This is a genomic window from Cellulosimicrobium composti, from assembly GCF_010287905.1.
Classification (GTDB): Bacteria; Actinomycetota; Actinomycetes; order Actinomycetales; family Cellulomonadaceae; genus Cellulosimicrobium; species Cellulosimicrobium composti.
This window is the reverse complement of sequence record NZ_JAAFAN010000031.1, coordinates 1-16,432: the sequence shown is the minus strand read 5'-3', so window position 1 is coordinate 16,432 and position 16,432 is coordinate 1. Positions and strand designations below refer to the sequence as shown.

Here is a 16,432-nt window from a genome sequence, read left to right as displayed (position 1 = left end):
CCCTCGCGACCGCGGGCTCTGCCTCACGAGCACGACCTTCATCTCGACGAGGAGAGGAACACATGGAACGGACACACCGAGCACGCCCGGCGCTCGCCGCCGGGCTGGTGGGGGCCCTCGCCGTCTCCACGCTCGCCGCCGCGGTCGCCGCACCCGCGGCCGCAGACGTCGGGGGGCCCACCGACGACGGGCTCGTCGCCTGGTACCCGCTCGACGCCGCCAGCACGACCGGCACCACGACGGCGAACCTCGCCGAGGGCTCGTCGTTCGGCCCGGCCACGCTGGTGGGCGGGACGGTGGCGGCCGACGGCACGACGCTCGACGGCACGGACGACTACGTCGACCTGCCCGACCACCTGCTCGCCGGGCTGACCGACGTCACGGTGAGCCTCGACGTGCTCGTGGCCCCGGACCAGGGCACGCCGTACTTCGTGTACGGGCTCGGGAACTCGAGCGGGTCGAACGGCGACGGCTACCTGTTCACCACGGGCAACGCGTACCGCACGTCGATCGCGACGGGGAACTGGACGACGGAGCAGACCGTCACCAAGGGCTCCAACCTCCAGCGCGGGGTGTGGAAGACGATCACGTACACGCTCGCCGGAACGACCGCGACCCTCTACGAGGACGGCGTGCAGGTCGCCCAGGCTGCGGACGTCACGACCGACCCCGGCCAGATCGGCGGCGGGCAGACGACCGCGAACTACGTCGGCCGCTCGCTCTACTCGGGCGACCGCTACCTCAAGGGCCAGGTGCGCGACTTCCGCCTCTACGACCGCGCGCTCAGCGCGGGCGAGGCGGTCGAGCTCGCCGAGCAGACCTCGACGGCCGCCGCCGACGCCGACCTCGCCGCGCTGGACCTCGGCGACACGAGCGCCGTGACGGGCGACCTCGCGCTGCCGACCTCCGGCGCGCAGGGCTCGATCATCACGTGGACGTCGTCCGACCCGTCGGTAGTGTCCGCCACGGGCGCCGTCACGCGCCCCGCCGCGGGCGAGGACGACGCGACCGTCACGCTCACCGCGCTCGTCACGCGCGGCGCCGTCGCACGGACCACGCAGGTGGACGTCACCGTCCTCGCCCACCTCGCGCCCGCCGACGCGGTCGCGTGGGACGCGAGCCACGTCGTCGTGCCGCACCTCGACGACGTGCGCGGCAACCTCACGCTCCCCACCGAGGGCGCGAACGGCTCCACGCTCGCGTGGCAGAGCTCCGACCCGGCCACGGTCTCCGCCACGGGCGAGGTGACCCGGCCCGCGCACGGCGAGCCGGCCGCCGTCGTGCAGCTCACCGTCACCGCGACGAAGGAGGGCGCGACCGCGACGCACACCTACGACGCCACGGTGCTTCCGCTGCCCGCCGACGCGGACTACGAGGGCTACTTCTTCCCCTACTTCGAGGGCGAGAGCACGCCCGACGGGGAGTCCGTCTACTTCAGCGTGAGCAACGGCAACGACCCGCTCGACTGGGTCGAGCTGAACGACGGCGAGCCCGTGCTCACGTCGTCGCTGGGCGAGAAGGGCCTGCGCGACCCGTTCGTCATCCGCTCGCCCGAGGGCGACCGGTTCTTCCTCCTCGCGACCGACCTGCGCATCTACGGCGGCAACGACTTCGGCAACGCGCAGGAGCGCGGGTCGCGCGCGCTGATGATCTGGGAGTCGACCGACCTCGTGCACTGGTCCGACCAGCGCATGGTCACCGTGTCGAGCGCGTACGCCGGCAACACGTGGGCGCCCGAGGCGTTCTGGGACGCGCAGCGCGGCGAGTACATCGTCTACTGGGCGTCGGCGCTGTACCCGACGACGTCGACCGACGGCCGCCGCATCGCCGACTCCTACCAGCGCATGATGTACGCCACGACGCGCGACTTCGTGACGTTCTCCGAGCCGCAGGTGTGGATCGACGAGAAGCGCGGCAACGGGCTCGGGATGATCGACTCGTCGATCGTCGAGCACGACGGCACCTACTACCGGTTCACCAAGGACGAGGCGTACATGATCCCGCGCCTCGAGAAGTCGACCGACCTGCGCTCGACCGACTGGGAGCTCGTCGCCGAGAAGATCGGCTACGGCCAGCCCAACCCGTGGGGCGGCACGCTCACCGCGGGCGAGGGGCCGACCGTCTTCAAGTCCAACACCGAGGAGAAGTGGTACCTCTTCGTCGACCAGCCGAGCTACCACGGCGGCCAGGGCTACCTGCCGCTCGAGTCCACCGACCTCGACTCGGGCGTGTGGACGTCCGTCGACGCCCACCTGCCGAGCAGCCCGCGCCACGGCACCGTGCTGCCGATCACGGCCGCGGAGCACGCCGCGCTCCTCGCGGCCTACGGCGAGCAGCCGCCGGCGCCCGAGCTCGACCTCGCGGTCGAGGCGACGGCGCGCTGCCTCGCCGGCAAGGCCTACGTCGCCGTGCGCGCCACGAACGGCGAGGACGTCCCTGTGACGGTCACGCTCTCGACGCCGTACGGCGAGAAGACCGTCGCCGACGTGGCGCCGGGCACGAACGCCTACCAGTCGTTCGCGGCCCGCGCGACGGCGGTCCCGGCCGGGACCGCCGCCGTCACCGGCGTCGCGACGATCGACGGGAAGGAGGTGACGACCACGCACGAGGCGCAGGTCGACGCGCTCGACTGCGCCTGACGCACCACCGCGAGGTCGCCGCCACCGAGGCGCGGCCGGCGGGGGAGGGGCCGGGTACGCACGACCGGCCCCTCCCTCGCGGCACGCCGCCCTCCCGGCGCACGGCGACCGGACGACCAGCACGAGCGTCGGACGCGGGGCTTCCCTCCTTGCCGCCGACGGCGCTTCCCACCACTCGACGACGAGTGAGAAGGAGCGACAGCTCATGCACGTGCACGACTCCACCCTCTCGCGACGGGCCGTCCTGCGGCTCGGGGCCCTGGCCGCCGGGGCCACCGGCGCCGTCGCCCTCGCGGGCGGCGCCGCGGCCGCACCACCGGTGCCCGCCCTCCCCGTCCCGTCCGGCCCCCCGGTGAGCCGGGCCTTCCTGCGGTCCCTCGACCGGTCGGTCACGCTCGACGGCTGGGTCGCCGAGCCGTTCCCCATGTCCGACGTGACGCTCGCGCCCAGCGTCGCGACGCGCTCGCAGGACCAGATCCTGCACCTCGCGCGCCAGTACCCGGTGGACCGCGTCCTCGCCGTGTTCCGGCGCAACGCGGGCCTCGACACCCAGGGCGCCTCCGCACCCGGCGGGTGGGAGGGCTTCGGCCACGCCAACGAGGAGCCGTGGGGCCCCGACGACTACCCGGGCCGGGCGAGCACCCAGACCGCCAACCTCTTGCGCGGGCACTACGGCGGGCACTTCCTGTCCATGGTGTCCCTCGCGTACGCGAGCACGGGCGAGACCGTGTTCCGCGACAAGGTGGACCAGATCGTCGAGGGCCTCGGGGAGGTCCAGGCGGCGCTCGCGGCCATGGGACGGTTCAGCCACCCCGGGTTCCTCGCCGCGTACGGCGAGTGGCAGTTCAGCCAGCTCGAGAAGTACGCGCCGTACGGGGAGATCTGGGCGCCGTACTACACGTGCCACAAGATCATGGCGGGCCTGGTCGAGGCGTACCGCCTCGCGGGCAACGACCAGGCGCTCGAGATCGCCACGTCCATGGCGGCGTGGGTGCACAGCCGCCTGTCCGTGCTCCCGCAGAGCCAGCTCGACCGCATGTGGGGCATCTACATCGCGGGCGAGTACGGCGGCATGAACGAGGTGCTGGCCGACATCGCGGCGATCACGCGCGACGACACGCACGTCGCCACGGCGCGGCTGTTCGACCTCAACACGCTCGTCGACGCGAGCGCCGCCGGGACGGACACGCTCGACGGGAAGCACGCGAACCAGCACATCCCGCAGTTCCCCGGCTACCTCAAGGTCTACGACCTCACGGGCGAGGAGCGCTACCTCCGGGCGGTCGAGGGGTTCTGGGGCATGGTCGTGCCCGGGCGCACGTACGCGCACGGCGGGCACGGCGAGGGCGAGCTGTTCGGCCCGCCGAACACCGTGGCGGGCGACATCGGCGCGCGCAACGCCGAGACGTGCGGCACGTACAACATGCTCAAGCTCTCGCGGCTGCTGTACTTCCACTCGCTCGACCCGAAGTACATGGAGTTCTACGAGCGCGGCCTGCTCAACCACATCGTCGGCTCGAAGAAGAACACGCAGTCGTCGACGAGCCCCGACGTCACGTACATGTACGGCGTCAACCCCGGCACGCGACGCGAGTACGGCAACACCGGCACGTGCTGCGGCGGCACCGGGCTCGAGAACCACGTGAAGTACCGCGACTCGGTCTACTTCCGGTCCGTCGACGGCGAGGTCCTGTACGTCAACCTCTACCTCGCCTCCACGCTCACGTGGGAGGAGAAGGGCTTCGAGGTCGTCCAGGAGACGCAGTACCCGAAGGTCGGGGCGACGCGCCTCACCGTGAACGGCACCGGACCCCTCGACCTGCGCCTGCGCGTCCCCGGGTGGGTGCGCAAGGGCTTCACGGTGACGGTCAACGGCGAGGAGCAGGAGCTCGACGCCGTGCCGGGCACCTACGTGAGCGTGTCCCGCTCGTGGTCGCCCGGCGACGTCGTCGAGGTGACGATGCCGTTGAGCATCCGCGCCGTGCCGACGATCGACAACCCCGCGATCCAGAGCATCGAGAACGGGCCGACCGTCCTCCTCGCGCGCAGCGCGTCGCGCGAGTACCTCCGGCTCTCGCTGTACGCGCACATGGGCCTCGACGGCACGCTCGACGGCGCGTTCACCGACCTGGGGGACGGGTACTTCCGCCTCGGCGACCTCACGTTCGAGCCCGCGTGGTCGGGCGACGACACCCAGTACCACATGTACGTCGAGCGCTCCGAACCCCGCGTCGTGTTCGCGGGTCTCGACAGCGGCGTCGCCAACGCGTCCCGGCCGGACGGGACGACGTTCCTCGACGCCGTGTGGGGCGACGGCGGCTTCGCCGACCGCGCCGCCTTCCTCACGAAGGTCCAGCGCACGGTCGAGCAGTTCACCGCGGACGGCCTCCTCAGCCGCCGCGACGGTCAGAGGGTCCTGGTCACCGCGGGGAAGGCGAAGCTGGCATGAACGGGCGTACGGAGGCATCACGCGGGACCGTCGTGATCCCGCTCGACGAGCGGCCCGGGACGGGTGCGTCCCGGGCCCGACGCCGCGCAGTCGCCACGGCGGCCGCGCTCGCCCTGGCCCTCACGGGCGCGGGCGTCGGGGCGTGGGCCGTCGGCGGCTCCGCCGACCGCGAGCTCGTCGCCGCGGCGGACGAGGCGCCGTCGAACGTCGCCCTGATCGGCACCCCCGAGGCGAGCTACACCGCGTCGTGGAACCGGGTCGAGGCCGTGAACGACGGCGCCGGCGTGAGCACCGGGGGAGCGCACGACGCGACGTGGGCCACGTGGAGCGGCGACCGGCCCGCGAGCCAGTGGCTCGAGTACTCGTGGCCCGCCCCCGTCACCGTGGACCGGTCGGTCGTGCGGTTCTGGACCGACGGCGCCGACGCGAACGGCGACAACGTGCGCGTCCCGGCGTCCTGGGTGATCCAGTACTGGGACGCCGACGCGGGAGCGTTCGTCGACGTGCCGAACCCGAGCGGCTACCCGACCGAGCGGCTCGCGCTCAACGAGACGACGTTCGACGCGGTCACGACGACACGCCTGCGCGCCACGTTCCAGGCCCTGCGCGGCGCCACCGTGAGCACCTGGTCCGCGGTCGGCGTCTCCGAGTGGGAGGTCTGGGGCACGGGCGGCGTCGCCGAGCCCGAGCCCGTCGACCCCCACGGGCCGATCGACCTCACGCCCGTCCACGTGCCGACCGACGTGGGCGTCCTGCCGGCCCTGCCCGCCGAGATCGACGCCGTCTTCACGGACGGCCGGGTCGAGACCGTGCCGGTGGACTGGGAGGAGGTCGCGGCCTCCGACGTGGCCGAGCCCGGGTCGTTCGACGTCACGGGCACGTCGTCCGAGCTCGTCGAGCCGGTGAGCGGCACGGTCTGGGTGCGCGACGGCGACCCGGGCGAGATCACGGCCGTCGACACCGTGAGCGTCGTGACGCTCGCCGGCGCCGCGCCGCGACTCCCCGCGACCGTCACGGCCGCGTACGAGGACGCGTCGAAGGACAGCCGCGTCCCGGTGACGTGGGACGCGGTCGACCCGGCGGAGTACGCCGAGCCCGACGGCTTCTTCTTCGTCGCCGGCGACGTCGAGGGGACGGAGGTCCCGGCCGAGGCCGTCGTGTTCGTCGTCGCGCCGGACACGGGCGAGGACACGACGCCGCCCACGGTGACCGTCCTCGCCCAACCCGGCCCGGCGACGTCGGGCTGGTACGTGCAGCACCCGACCGTCTCGGTCGTGGCGTCCGACAACCGCGACCCCGCCCCGGCGGTCGAGGTCTCGCTCGACGGCGGCCCCTGGGCCCCGTACGCGGGCCCGTTCGCGGTCGACGAGGACGGCGTGCGTACCGTCGAGGTGCGCGCCACGGACGAGGCCGGGAACGTCGGCACCGGGTCGCGCGAGCTGCGCGTCGACACGGTCGCGCCCGTGACCGTCGCGACGCTGCGTGAGATCGGCAGCAGCGTCGAGATCACGCTCCGGGCCACGGACGCGGGCTCCGGTGTGGACAAGGTCCAGTGGGAGGGCCCCGGCACGTTCTGGGGCACCTACACCGAGCCGTTCACGCGCGCCCTCACCGACGAGCCCCAGGTCATCGAGTTCGCGGCGACCGACGCCGCCGGGAACGAGGAGGCGCGGCAGCAGGTCGTGCTGCCCGCGCTCGGCGCGGGGCCGGCGCTCGCGGTCGACGTCGAGGTGTCGCCGCGGTGCCTGGCCGGCACGGCGTACGTGGCCGTGCGCGCGACGAACGGCGAGGACGTCCCGGTCGCGGTGACGCTCTCGACGCCGTTCGGCCAGAAGGCGTTCGCGGACGTGACGCCCGGCAGGAGCGCGTACCAGTCGTTCGCGGCGCGTGCGTCGGCGGTCCCGGCGGGGTCCGCGACGGTCACGGCGACGACCGTGCTCGACGGCGAGGAGGTGACCGCGAGCGTCGACGCCCCGTACGACGCGCTCGACTGCGGCTGACGTCCCCGCCCGGCACCCCGGGCGGCCTTCGACCCCCGGGCGGTGTGCCGGCGCCGCCCGGGTCCGGCTCGGCCCCCGTCGCTCCTCGCAGCGGCGGGGGCCGAGCGCTGCCCGGCGCCGGGGGCCGGGTCCGGACGAGCGGGTGAACATACCTGGACGCCTGTTCAGTTCGGGCGTCCAAGATGGCAAGATGATCGCGGCTGGACGCACGTCCAGTCGGGTTCGGGGGGACCCTGGCAGCGCCCGCCCCGGGCCGGACGAAGAGGTTCACCGCGTGACGACGACCACCCGCAGGCTGCTCGCCGCCCTCGCGATCGCCGGGTCTCTCGCCCTCCCCGCAGGTGCCGCCTCGGCCGCCCCCGCCGAGGCGCCCGACCCGTCCGACGGCGTCCGCGTGAGCGTCGAGATCGGCGAGCGCGAGACCTCCGCCCCGCCGGCCGTCGTCGTCGTCGGCCCGGTCGTCGTCGGGGGAGAGCTCGTCGTGCGCGGGTCCGGCCTCGCGCCGCGCACGTCGTACGCCGTCTGGCTCGAGAGCGACCCCGTGCTCCTCGGGACGGTCACCACCGACGCCGCGGGCGCGTTCGAGCTCGTGACGACCGTCCCGCTCGCGACCGTCCCCGGCGAGCACCACGTCCGGGTCGTCGTCCCCGGCGGCACCGACGTCGTGTCCGCGCCGTTCCTCGTGCTCGCCGCGCCGGGCGAGCCGCAGGAGCCGGGGACCGACCCGACCGCCGGCACGTCGGACGGGGGCGCGACGGGCGGCGGGACGACGGCGTCGCCGCGCCCGGGCGGCCTCGCCACGACCGGCACCGGCCTGGTGGCCGCGGCGGTGCTCGCCGGGCTCGCGGTCGCCGCGGGTGCGGTGCTGCGCCGACGCGCGGGCCGCGCGGGCGCCGCCTCCTGAGGCCCGTCCGCCGATCGGCACCCCGCGCCGAGATCGGCAGTTCGTGCCGAGCTCGGCAGGTGCAGCTGCCGAGCTCGACACGAACTGCCGACGTCACGGGCGGCGGGGATCAGGGGCGGGCGGCGAAGCGCTCCAGAAGGTCGGCGTGGCCGGAGACGATGAGGAGGTCGTTGGCGCTGACGCGGGTCTCGGGCGTGGCGTAGAGGAAGTCCTCACCGGGGGACTTCACGCCGATGACGGTGACGCCGTAGCGCTCGCGCAGCTTCGACTGGGCCAGGGTGAAGCCCTGGACCTCCTTCGGCGGGCGCATCTTGACGATGGTGAAGCCGTCCTCGACCTCGATGTAGTCGAGGAGCTTGCCGGACACGAGGTGGGCGACGCGCGAGCCCGCGTCGGCCTCGGGGAAGACGACGTGGTGGGCGCCGATGCGCTGGAGGATGCGCCCGTGCTCGGCGGAGACCGCCTTCGCCCAGATCTGCGGCGTCCCGAGGTCCACGAGGTTGCCCGTGATGAGCACGCTCGCCTCGAGCGACGTCCCGACGCCCACGACCGCGACGGGGAAGTCCCGTGCGCCGAGCTGCTCGAGCGCGACGGGGTTGGACGCGTCCGCCTCGACGAGGGGGAGCTGCCCGCTCCACTGGGCGACGAGGTCGGGGTCGCGCTCGACGGCGAGCACGTCCTGCCCGAGCCGGTCGAGCGTCGCCGCGATCGCCGTGCCGAAGCGGCCGAGCCCGATCACGAGGACGCCGGCGTCCTTGCGGGGCGCCTTCGCCTCGTCGCGGCGCGCGCGCTCGGCGCGGCCGCGCTCGGCGATGCGCCGCGCCACGGCGCCCGCGGGCGCGTCGTCCTTCCCGTCGGCGGCGCGGGAGAAGGGGTCGGTCACGGTGGGGCCTTTCGTCGGTCCGGAGGGTCGGCGGGTGCCCGACGGCGGTGCGCGCCGCGGGCGGGTCGCTCACCCGATGATGGGACGCTCCTCGGGGTAGCGCACGATGCGGCGGCGGTCGCGGAGCGCGAGCGCCGCGGCGAAGGTCATGGTCCCGGTGCGCCCGACGAACATGAGCGCGACGAGCACGTACTTGCCCGCGTCGGGGAGCCCGGGCGTGATGCCGGTGGTGAGGCCGACGGTCGCGAACGCGGAGATGGTCTCGAAGAGGATGACGTCGAGCGTCTCGCCGGTGATCTCGAGCAGCAGGAGGCTGGAGACGAGCACGGCGGTCGCGCCGACGAACGACACCGCGACGGCGAGGCGCAGCGTGTCGCGCGGGATGCGGCGGCCGAACGTCTCCATGTCGCGGTCGCCGCGGGCCTCGGACACGATCGCGATGAGCATGACGGCGAGGGTCGTGACCTTGATGCCGCCCGCGGTGGACGCGGAGCCGCCGCCGACGAACATGAGCGCGTCGGTGATGAGCCAGCTCGCCTCGTGCATTCCTCCCGTGTCGACGGTGGAGAACCCGCCGGAGCGCGGCATGACGCCTGCGAACAGGGACGCGAGCACCTTCTCGCCGAGCGCGAGCGGTCCGAGGGTGCGCTCGTTCGTCCACTCGAGGGCCGCGAAGAGGACCGTCCCGACGACGACGAGCACCGCGCTCGTGGAGAGCGTGAGCTTGGTGTGCAGGTTCCACTTGGCGGCGCGTCGGCGGTTGCGCATGACGTTGAGGATCACGGGGAACCCGAGGGACCCGATGAACACGCCGAGGATGATCGGCAGGCACAGCATCCAGTCGCCGACGTACGGCGCGAGGCCGTGCTCGGTCGGGATGAACCCCGCGTTGTTGAAGGCGGAGATGCCGTAGAAGATGCCGTGCCACGCGGCCTCGCCGAACGTCTCCTCGAGCACGACGAACCGCGGGAGCAGGAGCAGCGCGATGAGGAGCTCGAGGGACGTCGAGGTGATGATGACGACGCGCACGAGCGAGCCGACCTCGCCGAGCCGCGTCGTCTTCGTCTCGGACGCGGTGAGGAGCTTCTGCGTGAGGCCGATGCGCCGGGATACCGCCATGCCGAGGATCGACGCGAGCGTCATGACGCCGAGGCCGCCGATCTTGATGCCGAGCAGGATGACGACCTGCCCGTACGTGGACCAGTAGGTCCCGGTCGGGACGACGACGAGCCCCGTGACGCACACCGCGGACGTCGCGGTGAACAGCGCGTCGACGAACGGCGCGGCGCGCCCGCTCGCGGTGGCCCAGGGCGCCATGAGCAGCGCGGTGAAGACGGCGATGACCGCGGCGAACACGGTGACGGCGAGGCGGGCGGGCGACTGCCGGGCGAGGCGGTCGACGATCTCCCGCCCTCGGAACAGGCGCCCCGTCATGCTCGTCGGCATGGAGCCTCCCTCACCACTCGCGTCACTCTGCCACGGGCGGGGCGGCCCGTCATGTCGCCGCTCCGGCGCCGGGACATCATGCCCTCCCGGGCGGCTGCGCGGGGGACGCCGGTCCGCCCGACGGTCCGGCGGGGCGAGCGCGCGCCGTCGGGCGTTACCGTGAGCCATGCCCTCGACCGACTCGACGTCGTCGCCCGAGGCCGCCCGTGCGGCGGCCGCGGCACCCGGAGCCTGCGTCGTGTGGAGCCCGGAGCTCCTCGGGTACGACTTCGGTCCCGGCCACCCGATGGCGCCCGCGCGGCTCGACCTGACGATGGGGCTCGTGCGCGCGCTCGGTCTGCTCGACGACGGCCCCGGCGTGACGTTCGTGCACCCCGAGCCCGCGCCGGACGAGGTGCTGGAGCTCGTGCACGACCCGGAGTACGTCGCGGCGGTCCGTGCCGCGTCCGAGCACGGGACGACCGACCCGCACCGCGGGCTCGGCACGGAGGACGACCCGGTGTTCCCGGGCATGCACGAGGCCGCGGCCCGGATCGTCGCGGGCTCGTGGGCCGCGGCGGGCGAGATCGCCGCGGGCCGCGCGGCGCACGCCGTGAACGTCGCGGGCGGGATGCACCACGCGCGCGCGGGTGCGGCGTCGGGGTTCTGCGTCTACAACGACGCCTCCGTCGCGATCCGCCGCCTGCTCGACGAAGGCGTCGAGCGCGTCGCGTACGTGGACCTCGACGCGCACCACGGCGACGGTGTCGAGGAGGCGTTCTGGGACGACCCGCGCGTGCTCACGGTCTCCGTCCACCAGAGCGGCACGACGCTCTTCCCCGGGACGGGCTTCGCCACGGACGTCGGGGGGCCCCGGGCGCAGGGCACCGCCGTCAACGTCGCGCTGCCGCGCCGCACCGACGGCGCGCGGTGGCTGCGGGCGGTCGACGCCGTCGTGCCGGCGGTGCTGCGGACCTTCGGGCCCGACGTCCTCGTCACGCAGCACGGGTGCGACGCCCACGGCGAGGACCCGTTGTCCGACCTCGACGTCTCGGTCGACGCGCAGCGCACCGCCGCCGCGTGGGTGCACGACCTCGCGCACGAGCTCACGGGCGGGCGGTGGCTCGCGCTCGGCGGCGGCGGGTACGCGATCGCGCGGGTCGTGCCGCTCGTGTGGTCGGCCGTGGTGGGGGAGGTCGTGCACCGTCCTGTGACCGCGGGCGCGCCGCTGCCGCAGGAGTGGCGCGCGCGCGTCGCCGAGGTCGCCGGGTTCGACGCCCCGCGGGAGTTCGGCCCGCCCGTGGAGGTGCGGCGCTGGCGCAGCGGCTACGACCCGGACGACGAGGTCGACCGCGCCGTCGCCGCCACGCGCCGCGCCGTCTTCCCGCTCCTGGGCCTCGACCCGCACTTCGACTGAGCGGGCCCGACCGCGCGCCGTCGTGCGCCCGTCCGGTGCCCGGGTGCCCGTCCACGTACCGGGGCACGAGCGCGAGCAGGTAGGCTAGGGGGCGGATTTCTCTCGTGTTGGTCGGCTCGCGGCGCCCCAGTGGTCGCCGGGGCGCCCCGATCAACCGTGGACCACACGCGGCCGGTCGACCGGTCGCCGACCGACACGCCGTTCGAGCATTGCGAGGACCGTATGGGCTCCGTCATCAAGAAGCGCCGCAAGCGCATGGCCAAGAAGAAGCACCGCAAGCTGCTTCGCAAGACGCGTCACCAGCGTCGCAACAAGAAGTGACGTCGCGCGCGTCCTGACGCGCCGACCCGTCGTCGAGCCCGGCCCCTCCCGAGGGACCGGGCTCGACGCGTCTGCGCCCGCGGTGCGGCGCCGCCACCGCCCCGCCGACCCGCAGCCCCAGGGCGTCAGAGGCGGGCGATGCGGCGGTCGACGGCGCGGCGCACGGAGCGCAGGACGAGCGCGGCGGCCCACGCGGCGCCGGCCCAGCTCGCGGTGCGCACGCTGCTGCGCGCGACGCGGCGGCGCCGGCCGCGGAACTCGCGGATCGGCCACCCGACGTCCTGGGCGTGGCGGCGCAGGCGCGCGTCGGGGTTGATGGGGCACGGGTGCCCGACGGCCTCCATCATGGCGACGTCGTTGAGCGAGTCGCCGTAGGCGTAGGACGCGGCCAGGTCGATGTCCTCGCGCTCGGCGAGGGCGCGCACGCCGGCGGCCTTGGCGCGGCCGTGCATCATGTCGCCCACGAGCCGGCCGGTGTAGAAGCCGTCCTCGTGCTCCGCGACGGTGCCGAGGGCGCCGGTCGTGCCGAGACGGCGGGCGATGAGCTCGCCGATCTCGACGGGCGTCGCCGAGACGAGCCACACCTGGTGCCCCGCCGCGAGGTGCTCGTCGAGCAGGCGCCGCGTGCCGGGGTAGATGCGCAGCGACAGGACGGTGTCGTACACCTCCTCGCCGATCGCGGTGACCTCCGCGACGGAGCGCCCGGCGATGAGCGCGAGCGCGCGCGACCGGATGCGGTCGATCTGCTGCTTGTTCTCGCCGAAGAGGAGGTAGCGCGCCTGGTGCACCGCGAAGCGCACGATGTCGAGCGTGGAGAAGAACTCGCGCTGGTAGAGGGCGCGTGCGAGGTGGAACGACGAGGCGCCGCGGATGATCGTGTTGTCGACGTCGAAGAACGCGGCGACGCGGTGCGGGGGCGGTGGGGCGGGGCGTCCGGCGCCGGGCGCGTCCTCGCCGGTCGACCCGGGGGGCAGGTCAGGGCCCGGGCCGGAAGACGTCGCCATGCGTCTACTCTAGGCGGTCGCGCCCGCGGCTCCTCGTACGCTGGGGGCGTGAGCACGCCCGACGCCCCGACCCCTCCCGTCCTGCTGTACGGCCGCGCGGGGTGCCACCTGTGCGACGACGCGCGCGCCGTCGTCGAGGCGGTGTGCGCCGAGGCGGGGGTCGCGTGGGCGGAGGTCGACGTCGACGCCCCGGACGCGGACCCGGCGCTGCGCGAGCAGTACGGCGAGTACGTCCCGGTCGTCACGGTCGGGGGCGTGCAGCAGGGCTTCTGGCGGGTCGACGCCCGGCGGCTCGCGCGCGCGGTCGCCAGGATTTCGGCCGCGCGCACGGACCTGGGATGATTCCCCCGGAAGAGCGCGACCGTCGACGAGGACGGTCCCAGTGACGGCGAGGTGACGGGTGGCTGAGCAGGTAGTCGGTGAGGTGACGGCGCCGGGGATCCCGAGCGCGACGGTGGCGCGGCTCCCCTCCTACCTGCGGGCGTTGCGCGATCTCGTGTCGCGCGGGGTGGCGACGACGTCGTCGGTGGAGCTCGCGGAGCTCTCCGGCGTCGGGCCCGCGCAGCTGCGCAAGGACCTGTCGTTCCTCGGCTCGTTCGGGACGCGCGGCGTCGGGTACGACGTCGACTCGCTCGCGCAGTACATCACCGAGGCCCTCGGCCTCGTCGATGAGCACCGCATCGCGATCATCGGGATCGGCAACCTCGGGCACGCGCTCGCCAACTACTCGGGCTACGAGCAGCGCGGCTTCCACGTCGCGGCGCTCCTGGACGCGTCGCCGGACGTGGTGGGCACGCGCGCGGCGGGCCTCGTCGTGGAGCACGTCGACGCGCTCGAGGAGGTCGTCGAGCGCGAGAAGGTGTCGATCGTCGTGCTCGCGACGCCCGCGGCCCACGCGCAGGCGGTGGCGGACCGGGTCGTCGCGGCGGGCGTGCGCGAGATCCTCAACTTCGCGCCGCGCGCGCTGCAGGTGCCCCCGGACGTCGACGTGCGCGGGGTCGACGTCGGCAGCGAGCTGCAGATCCTCGCGTTCCACTCGCAGGCGCGCGCCCTCGCGGAGTCGCAGGGGCGCTGAGCCGACGGGCCGCGGCGCCCGTCCGGGACCCCGGGGGGCCCGCCGGAGGACGACGACGGGGCCGCGTGCTCGCGCACGCGACCCCGTCGCCCGGCGCCCTGCCGGGAGCGCCCTTCCCGGGAGGCCCCGGGACGTCGTCAGGCCTGCTTGATGGCCGAGACGTCGAGCGAGATCTTGATCTTGTCGCCCACGAGGACGCCGCCGGTCTCGAGCGCGGCGTTCCACGTGAGGCCGAACTCCTTGCGCGAGATCTCGGTGGTGGCCTCGAACCCGGCGCGCGAGTTGCCGAACGGGTCGGTCGCGGTGCCCGCGAACTCGGTCTCGAGCTCGACCGGCTTGGTCACGCCGTTGATGGTGAGGTCGCCCGCCACGACGTAGTCGTCGCCGTCGCCGGTGATGCGCGTCGACGTGAAGGTCCACGTCGGCTTGTTCTCGGCGTCCCAGAAGTCCGCGCTGCGCAGGTGGTTGTCGCGGTTCTCGTCGCCCGTGCTCACGGACGCGGCGTCGAGCTCGGCGGTCACGGCGGTCGTCTCGAGGTCGTCGCCCACGGTGATGGTGCCGGCCGTGATGGCGAGCGTGCCGCGCACCTTGGAGATGCCGGCGTGGCGGACGGTGAAGGCCGCCTGCGAGTGGGACGAGTCGAGGGCGTAGGTGCCGGAGGTGAGCCCGGTGGGCAGCGACGAGGCCATGGATGCTCCTGTGAGGGTCGTGGTCCGCGGACCGACTTGGTTGAAGGTTCAACTTCGTACGGAGCGTATCAACAGCGACGGTCGATCCGTCTATTCCCGGTGGGGTGGAACAATGTGGGACGACGCCCCGCACCTGACCGCGCCCCTCCGCACACCGCACGAGGACCCATGACGAGCAACGACGTCGACAACCCCCCGATGACGTCCGCACCCCGCACCGCCTCCGCGACCGACGAGCCCCGCTGGCTCGACGCCGAGCAGCAGCGGCTCTGGCGCGCCTACCTCGACGGGACGGTGCGCTTCATCGAAGCCGTGGGCCGCGACCACGAGGAACGCTCCGACGTCTCCCTCAACGAGTACGAGCTGCTCGTGCGGCTCTCGGAGAGCCCGGACCACACGCTGCGCATGTCGGCGCTCGCGGACGGTCTCGCGCGCTCGCGCAGCCGCGTCACGCACACGGTCGCGCGCATGGAGGCGCGCGGCCTCGTGCGCCGCTCGGCGAGCACGGGCGACCGGCGCGGCGTCAACTGCGCGATGACGAGCGAGGGCTACCGCGTGCTCGTCGCGTCCGCGCCCGCGCACGTCGCGGCCGTGCGGCGGTACATGGTCGACGTCCTCACCCCCGAGCAGTTCCGCGCGCTCGGCGAGGCGATGGCCGCCGTTGCCGCCGCGTGCAAGGCGGAACGCACCTCCTGACGTCGCGCGTCACCCGGGCACGGTGCCACCCGGCCCGCGGAGTGCGGGACACTGGTGCGCATGGTCTCCACCATCGTCCACCTCCTGCGCCACGGCGAGGTCCACAACCCCGACGGCGTCCTGTACGGCCGCATCCCCGGCTACCACCTGTCCGAGCGCGGCCACGAGATGGCCCGCCGCGTCGCCGCGCACCTCGCGGGCGAGCCCCGCCCCGACGGGACGTCGCGGCCGCGGGCCGACCTCGCCGTCGTCGTCGCGTCCCCCCTGCAGCGTGCGCAGGAGACGGCGACGCCCGCCGCGGAGACGTTCGGTCTCGAGCTCGGCACCGACGACCGACTCATCGAGGCCGCGAACCACTTCGAGGGCATGACGTTCGGCGTCGGCGACGGCTCGCTGCGGCACCCGCAGCACTGGCGCCACCTGTGGAACCCGTTCCGCCCGTCGTGGGGCGAGCCGTACGTCGAGCAGGTCGCGCGCATGCGGGCCGCCGTCGCCGACGCGCGGGACAAGGCCGCGGGGCGCGAGGCGCTGCTCGTCAGCCACCAGCTCCCCGTCTGGCTCACGCGCCTCAGCTACGAGAACCGCCGCCTGTGGCACGACCCTCGCAAGCGCGAGTGCTCGCTCGCGTCGCTCACGTCGCTGCACTTCGAGGACGACCGCCTCGTCGCGCTGCACTACACCGAGCCGGTCGCCGACCTCCTGCCGGGCGCCGCGCAGGTCGCGGGGGCGTGACGTCGGTCATGGTGCGCGCGGTCGTGGGGGTGGCGGCGCCCGAAGCGTCCCGTTCGGGCGTGGCGCAGGTCACGTCTCCCAGGTGGCGCCCAGGAACCGCGGGCAGGGTGCTCCCTGTGATGCCGCTGTGACCGCACCCTCGCGCGCGCGCGACGCGCACGCCCTCCCCGTCGCGACCGGCCCGGCGCCGGCCCCGCG

14 protein-coding genes are annotated in these 16,432 nt (G+C 74.1%); 10 read left to right on the top strand and 4 right to left on the bottom strand.

The features are described 5' to 3' along the window. Positions 1–62 precede the first annotated feature (62 nt). The 4 genes from GYH36_RS10525 (at position 63) to GYH36_RS10510 (ending at position 7,992) form a co-directional block, all read left to right on the top strand. Positions 63–2,639, top strand: coding sequence for an immunoglobulin-like domain-containing protein (locus GYH36_RS10525; protein ID WP_162289820.1), 2,577 nt, complete (start codon positions 63–65; stop codon positions 2,637–2,639). Positions 2,640–2,844: 205 nt separating this feature from the next. After that, complete coding sequence (locus tag GYH36_RS10520) at positions 2,845–5,088, top strand: glycoside hydrolase family 127 protein (protein WP_162289819.1); 2,244 nt, start codon at positions 2,845–2,847, stop codon at positions 5,086–5,088. Then, on the top strand, positions 5,085–7,088 hold the full coding sequence (locus GYH36_RS10515) for an Ig-like domain-containing protein (protein ID WP_162289818.1): 2,004 nt from the start codon (positions 5,085–5,087) through the stop codon (positions 7,086–7,088). The genes GYH36_RS10520 and GYH36_RS10515 overlap by 4 nt, the downstream gene beginning before the upstream one ends. Before the next feature lie 274 nt (positions 7,089–7,362). Further along, positions 7,363–7,992, top strand: a complete 630-nt coding sequence (locus GYH36_RS10510; RefSeq protein ID WP_155098049.1) for a hypothetical protein — start codon at positions 7,363–7,365, stop codon at positions 7,990–7,992. 109 nt (positions 7,993–8,101) lie between these two features. Here GYH36_RS10510 and GYH36_RS10505 read toward each other — a convergent pair whose 3' ends face one another. Both GYH36_RS10505 and GYH36_RS10500 read right to left on the bottom strand, forming a co-directional pair. Further along, the gene (locus GYH36_RS10505) at positions 8,102–8,806 is read right to left on the bottom strand and encodes a potassium channel family protein (RefSeq protein WP_024841792.1); all 705 of its coding nucleotides are present in this window, start codon (positions 8,804–8,806) and stop codon (positions 8,102–8,104) included. Positions 8,807–8,944: 138 nt separating this feature from the next. Further along, positions 8,945–10,321, bottom strand: coding sequence for a TrkH family potassium uptake protein (locus GYH36_RS10500; protein WP_115942011.1), 1,377 nt, complete (start codon positions 10,319–10,321; stop codon positions 8,945–8,947). A gap of 166 nt (positions 10,322–10,487) precedes the next feature. Between GYH36_RS10500 and GYH36_RS10495 the strand changes: the two genes are divergently transcribed. Both GYH36_RS10495 and GYH36_RS10490 read left to right on the top strand, forming a co-directional pair. Beyond that, complete coding sequence (locus GYH36_RS10495) at positions 10,488–11,717, top strand: acetoin utilization protein AcuC (protein ID WP_162289817.1); 1,230 nt, start codon at positions 10,488–10,490, stop codon at positions 11,715–11,717. Between the two features lie 222 nt (positions 11,718–11,939). Continuing rightward, positions 11,940–12,038 carry a 30S ribosomal protein bS22 gene (locus GYH36_RS10490; RefSeq protein ID WP_003792170.1) on the top strand — a complete coding sequence of 33 codons (99 nt, stop codon included), beginning with the start codon at positions 11,940–11,942 and terminating at the stop codon, positions 12,036–12,038. A gap of 125 nt (positions 12,039–12,163) precedes the next feature. Here the strand turns inward: GYH36_RS10490 and GYH36_RS10485 are convergent, their stop codons facing one another. Further along, entirely contained in the window at positions 12,164–13,042 is an 879-nt protein-coding gene (locus GYH36_RS10485) for an HAD family hydrolase (RefSeq protein ID WP_115942013.1), read from the bottom strand. Between the two features lie 48 nt (positions 13,043–13,090). Between GYH36_RS10485 and GYH36_RS10480 the strand changes: the two genes are divergently transcribed. Together GYH36_RS10480 and GYH36_RS10475 are read left to right on the top strand one after the other, a co-directional pair. Continuing rightward, positions 13,091–13,384, top strand: coding sequence for a glutaredoxin family protein (locus GYH36_RS10480; RefSeq protein WP_312028591.1), 294 nt, complete (start codon positions 13,091–13,093; stop codon positions 13,382–13,384). A gap of 58 nt (positions 13,385–13,442) precedes the next feature. Continuing rightward, on the top strand, positions 13,443–14,117 hold the full coding sequence (locus tag GYH36_RS10475) for a redox-sensing transcriptional repressor Rex (protein WP_081772463.1): 675 nt from the start codon (positions 13,443–13,445) through the stop codon (positions 14,115–14,117). A 137-nt stretch (positions 14,118–14,254) separates the two neighbouring features. On the opposite strand, the gene GYH36_RS10470 is transcribed toward GYH36_RS10475, so the two are convergent. Continuing rightward, complete coding sequence (locus GYH36_RS10470; protein ID WP_162289816.1) at positions 14,255–14,806, bottom strand: YceI family protein; 552 nt, start codon at positions 14,804–14,806, stop codon at positions 14,255–14,257. A gap of 168 nt (positions 14,807–14,974) precedes the next feature. On the opposite strand from GYH36_RS10470, the gene GYH36_RS10465 reads away from it, so the two are divergent. Continuing rightward, positions 14,975–15,502 carry a MarR family winged helix-turn-helix transcriptional regulator gene (locus tag GYH36_RS10465; RefSeq protein WP_246209339.1) on the top strand — a complete coding sequence of 176 codons (528 nt, stop codon included), beginning with the start codon at positions 14,975–14,977 and terminating at the stop codon, positions 15,500–15,502. Between the two features lie 60 nt (positions 15,503–15,562). Beyond that, positions 15,563–16,234: a histidine phosphatase family protein gene (locus GYH36_RS10460; RefSeq protein ID WP_162289815.1), complete on the top strand. Its 672-nt coding sequence runs from the start codon at positions 15,563–15,565 to the stop codon at positions 16,232–16,234. Positions 16,235–16,432: the final 198 nt, after the last annotated feature.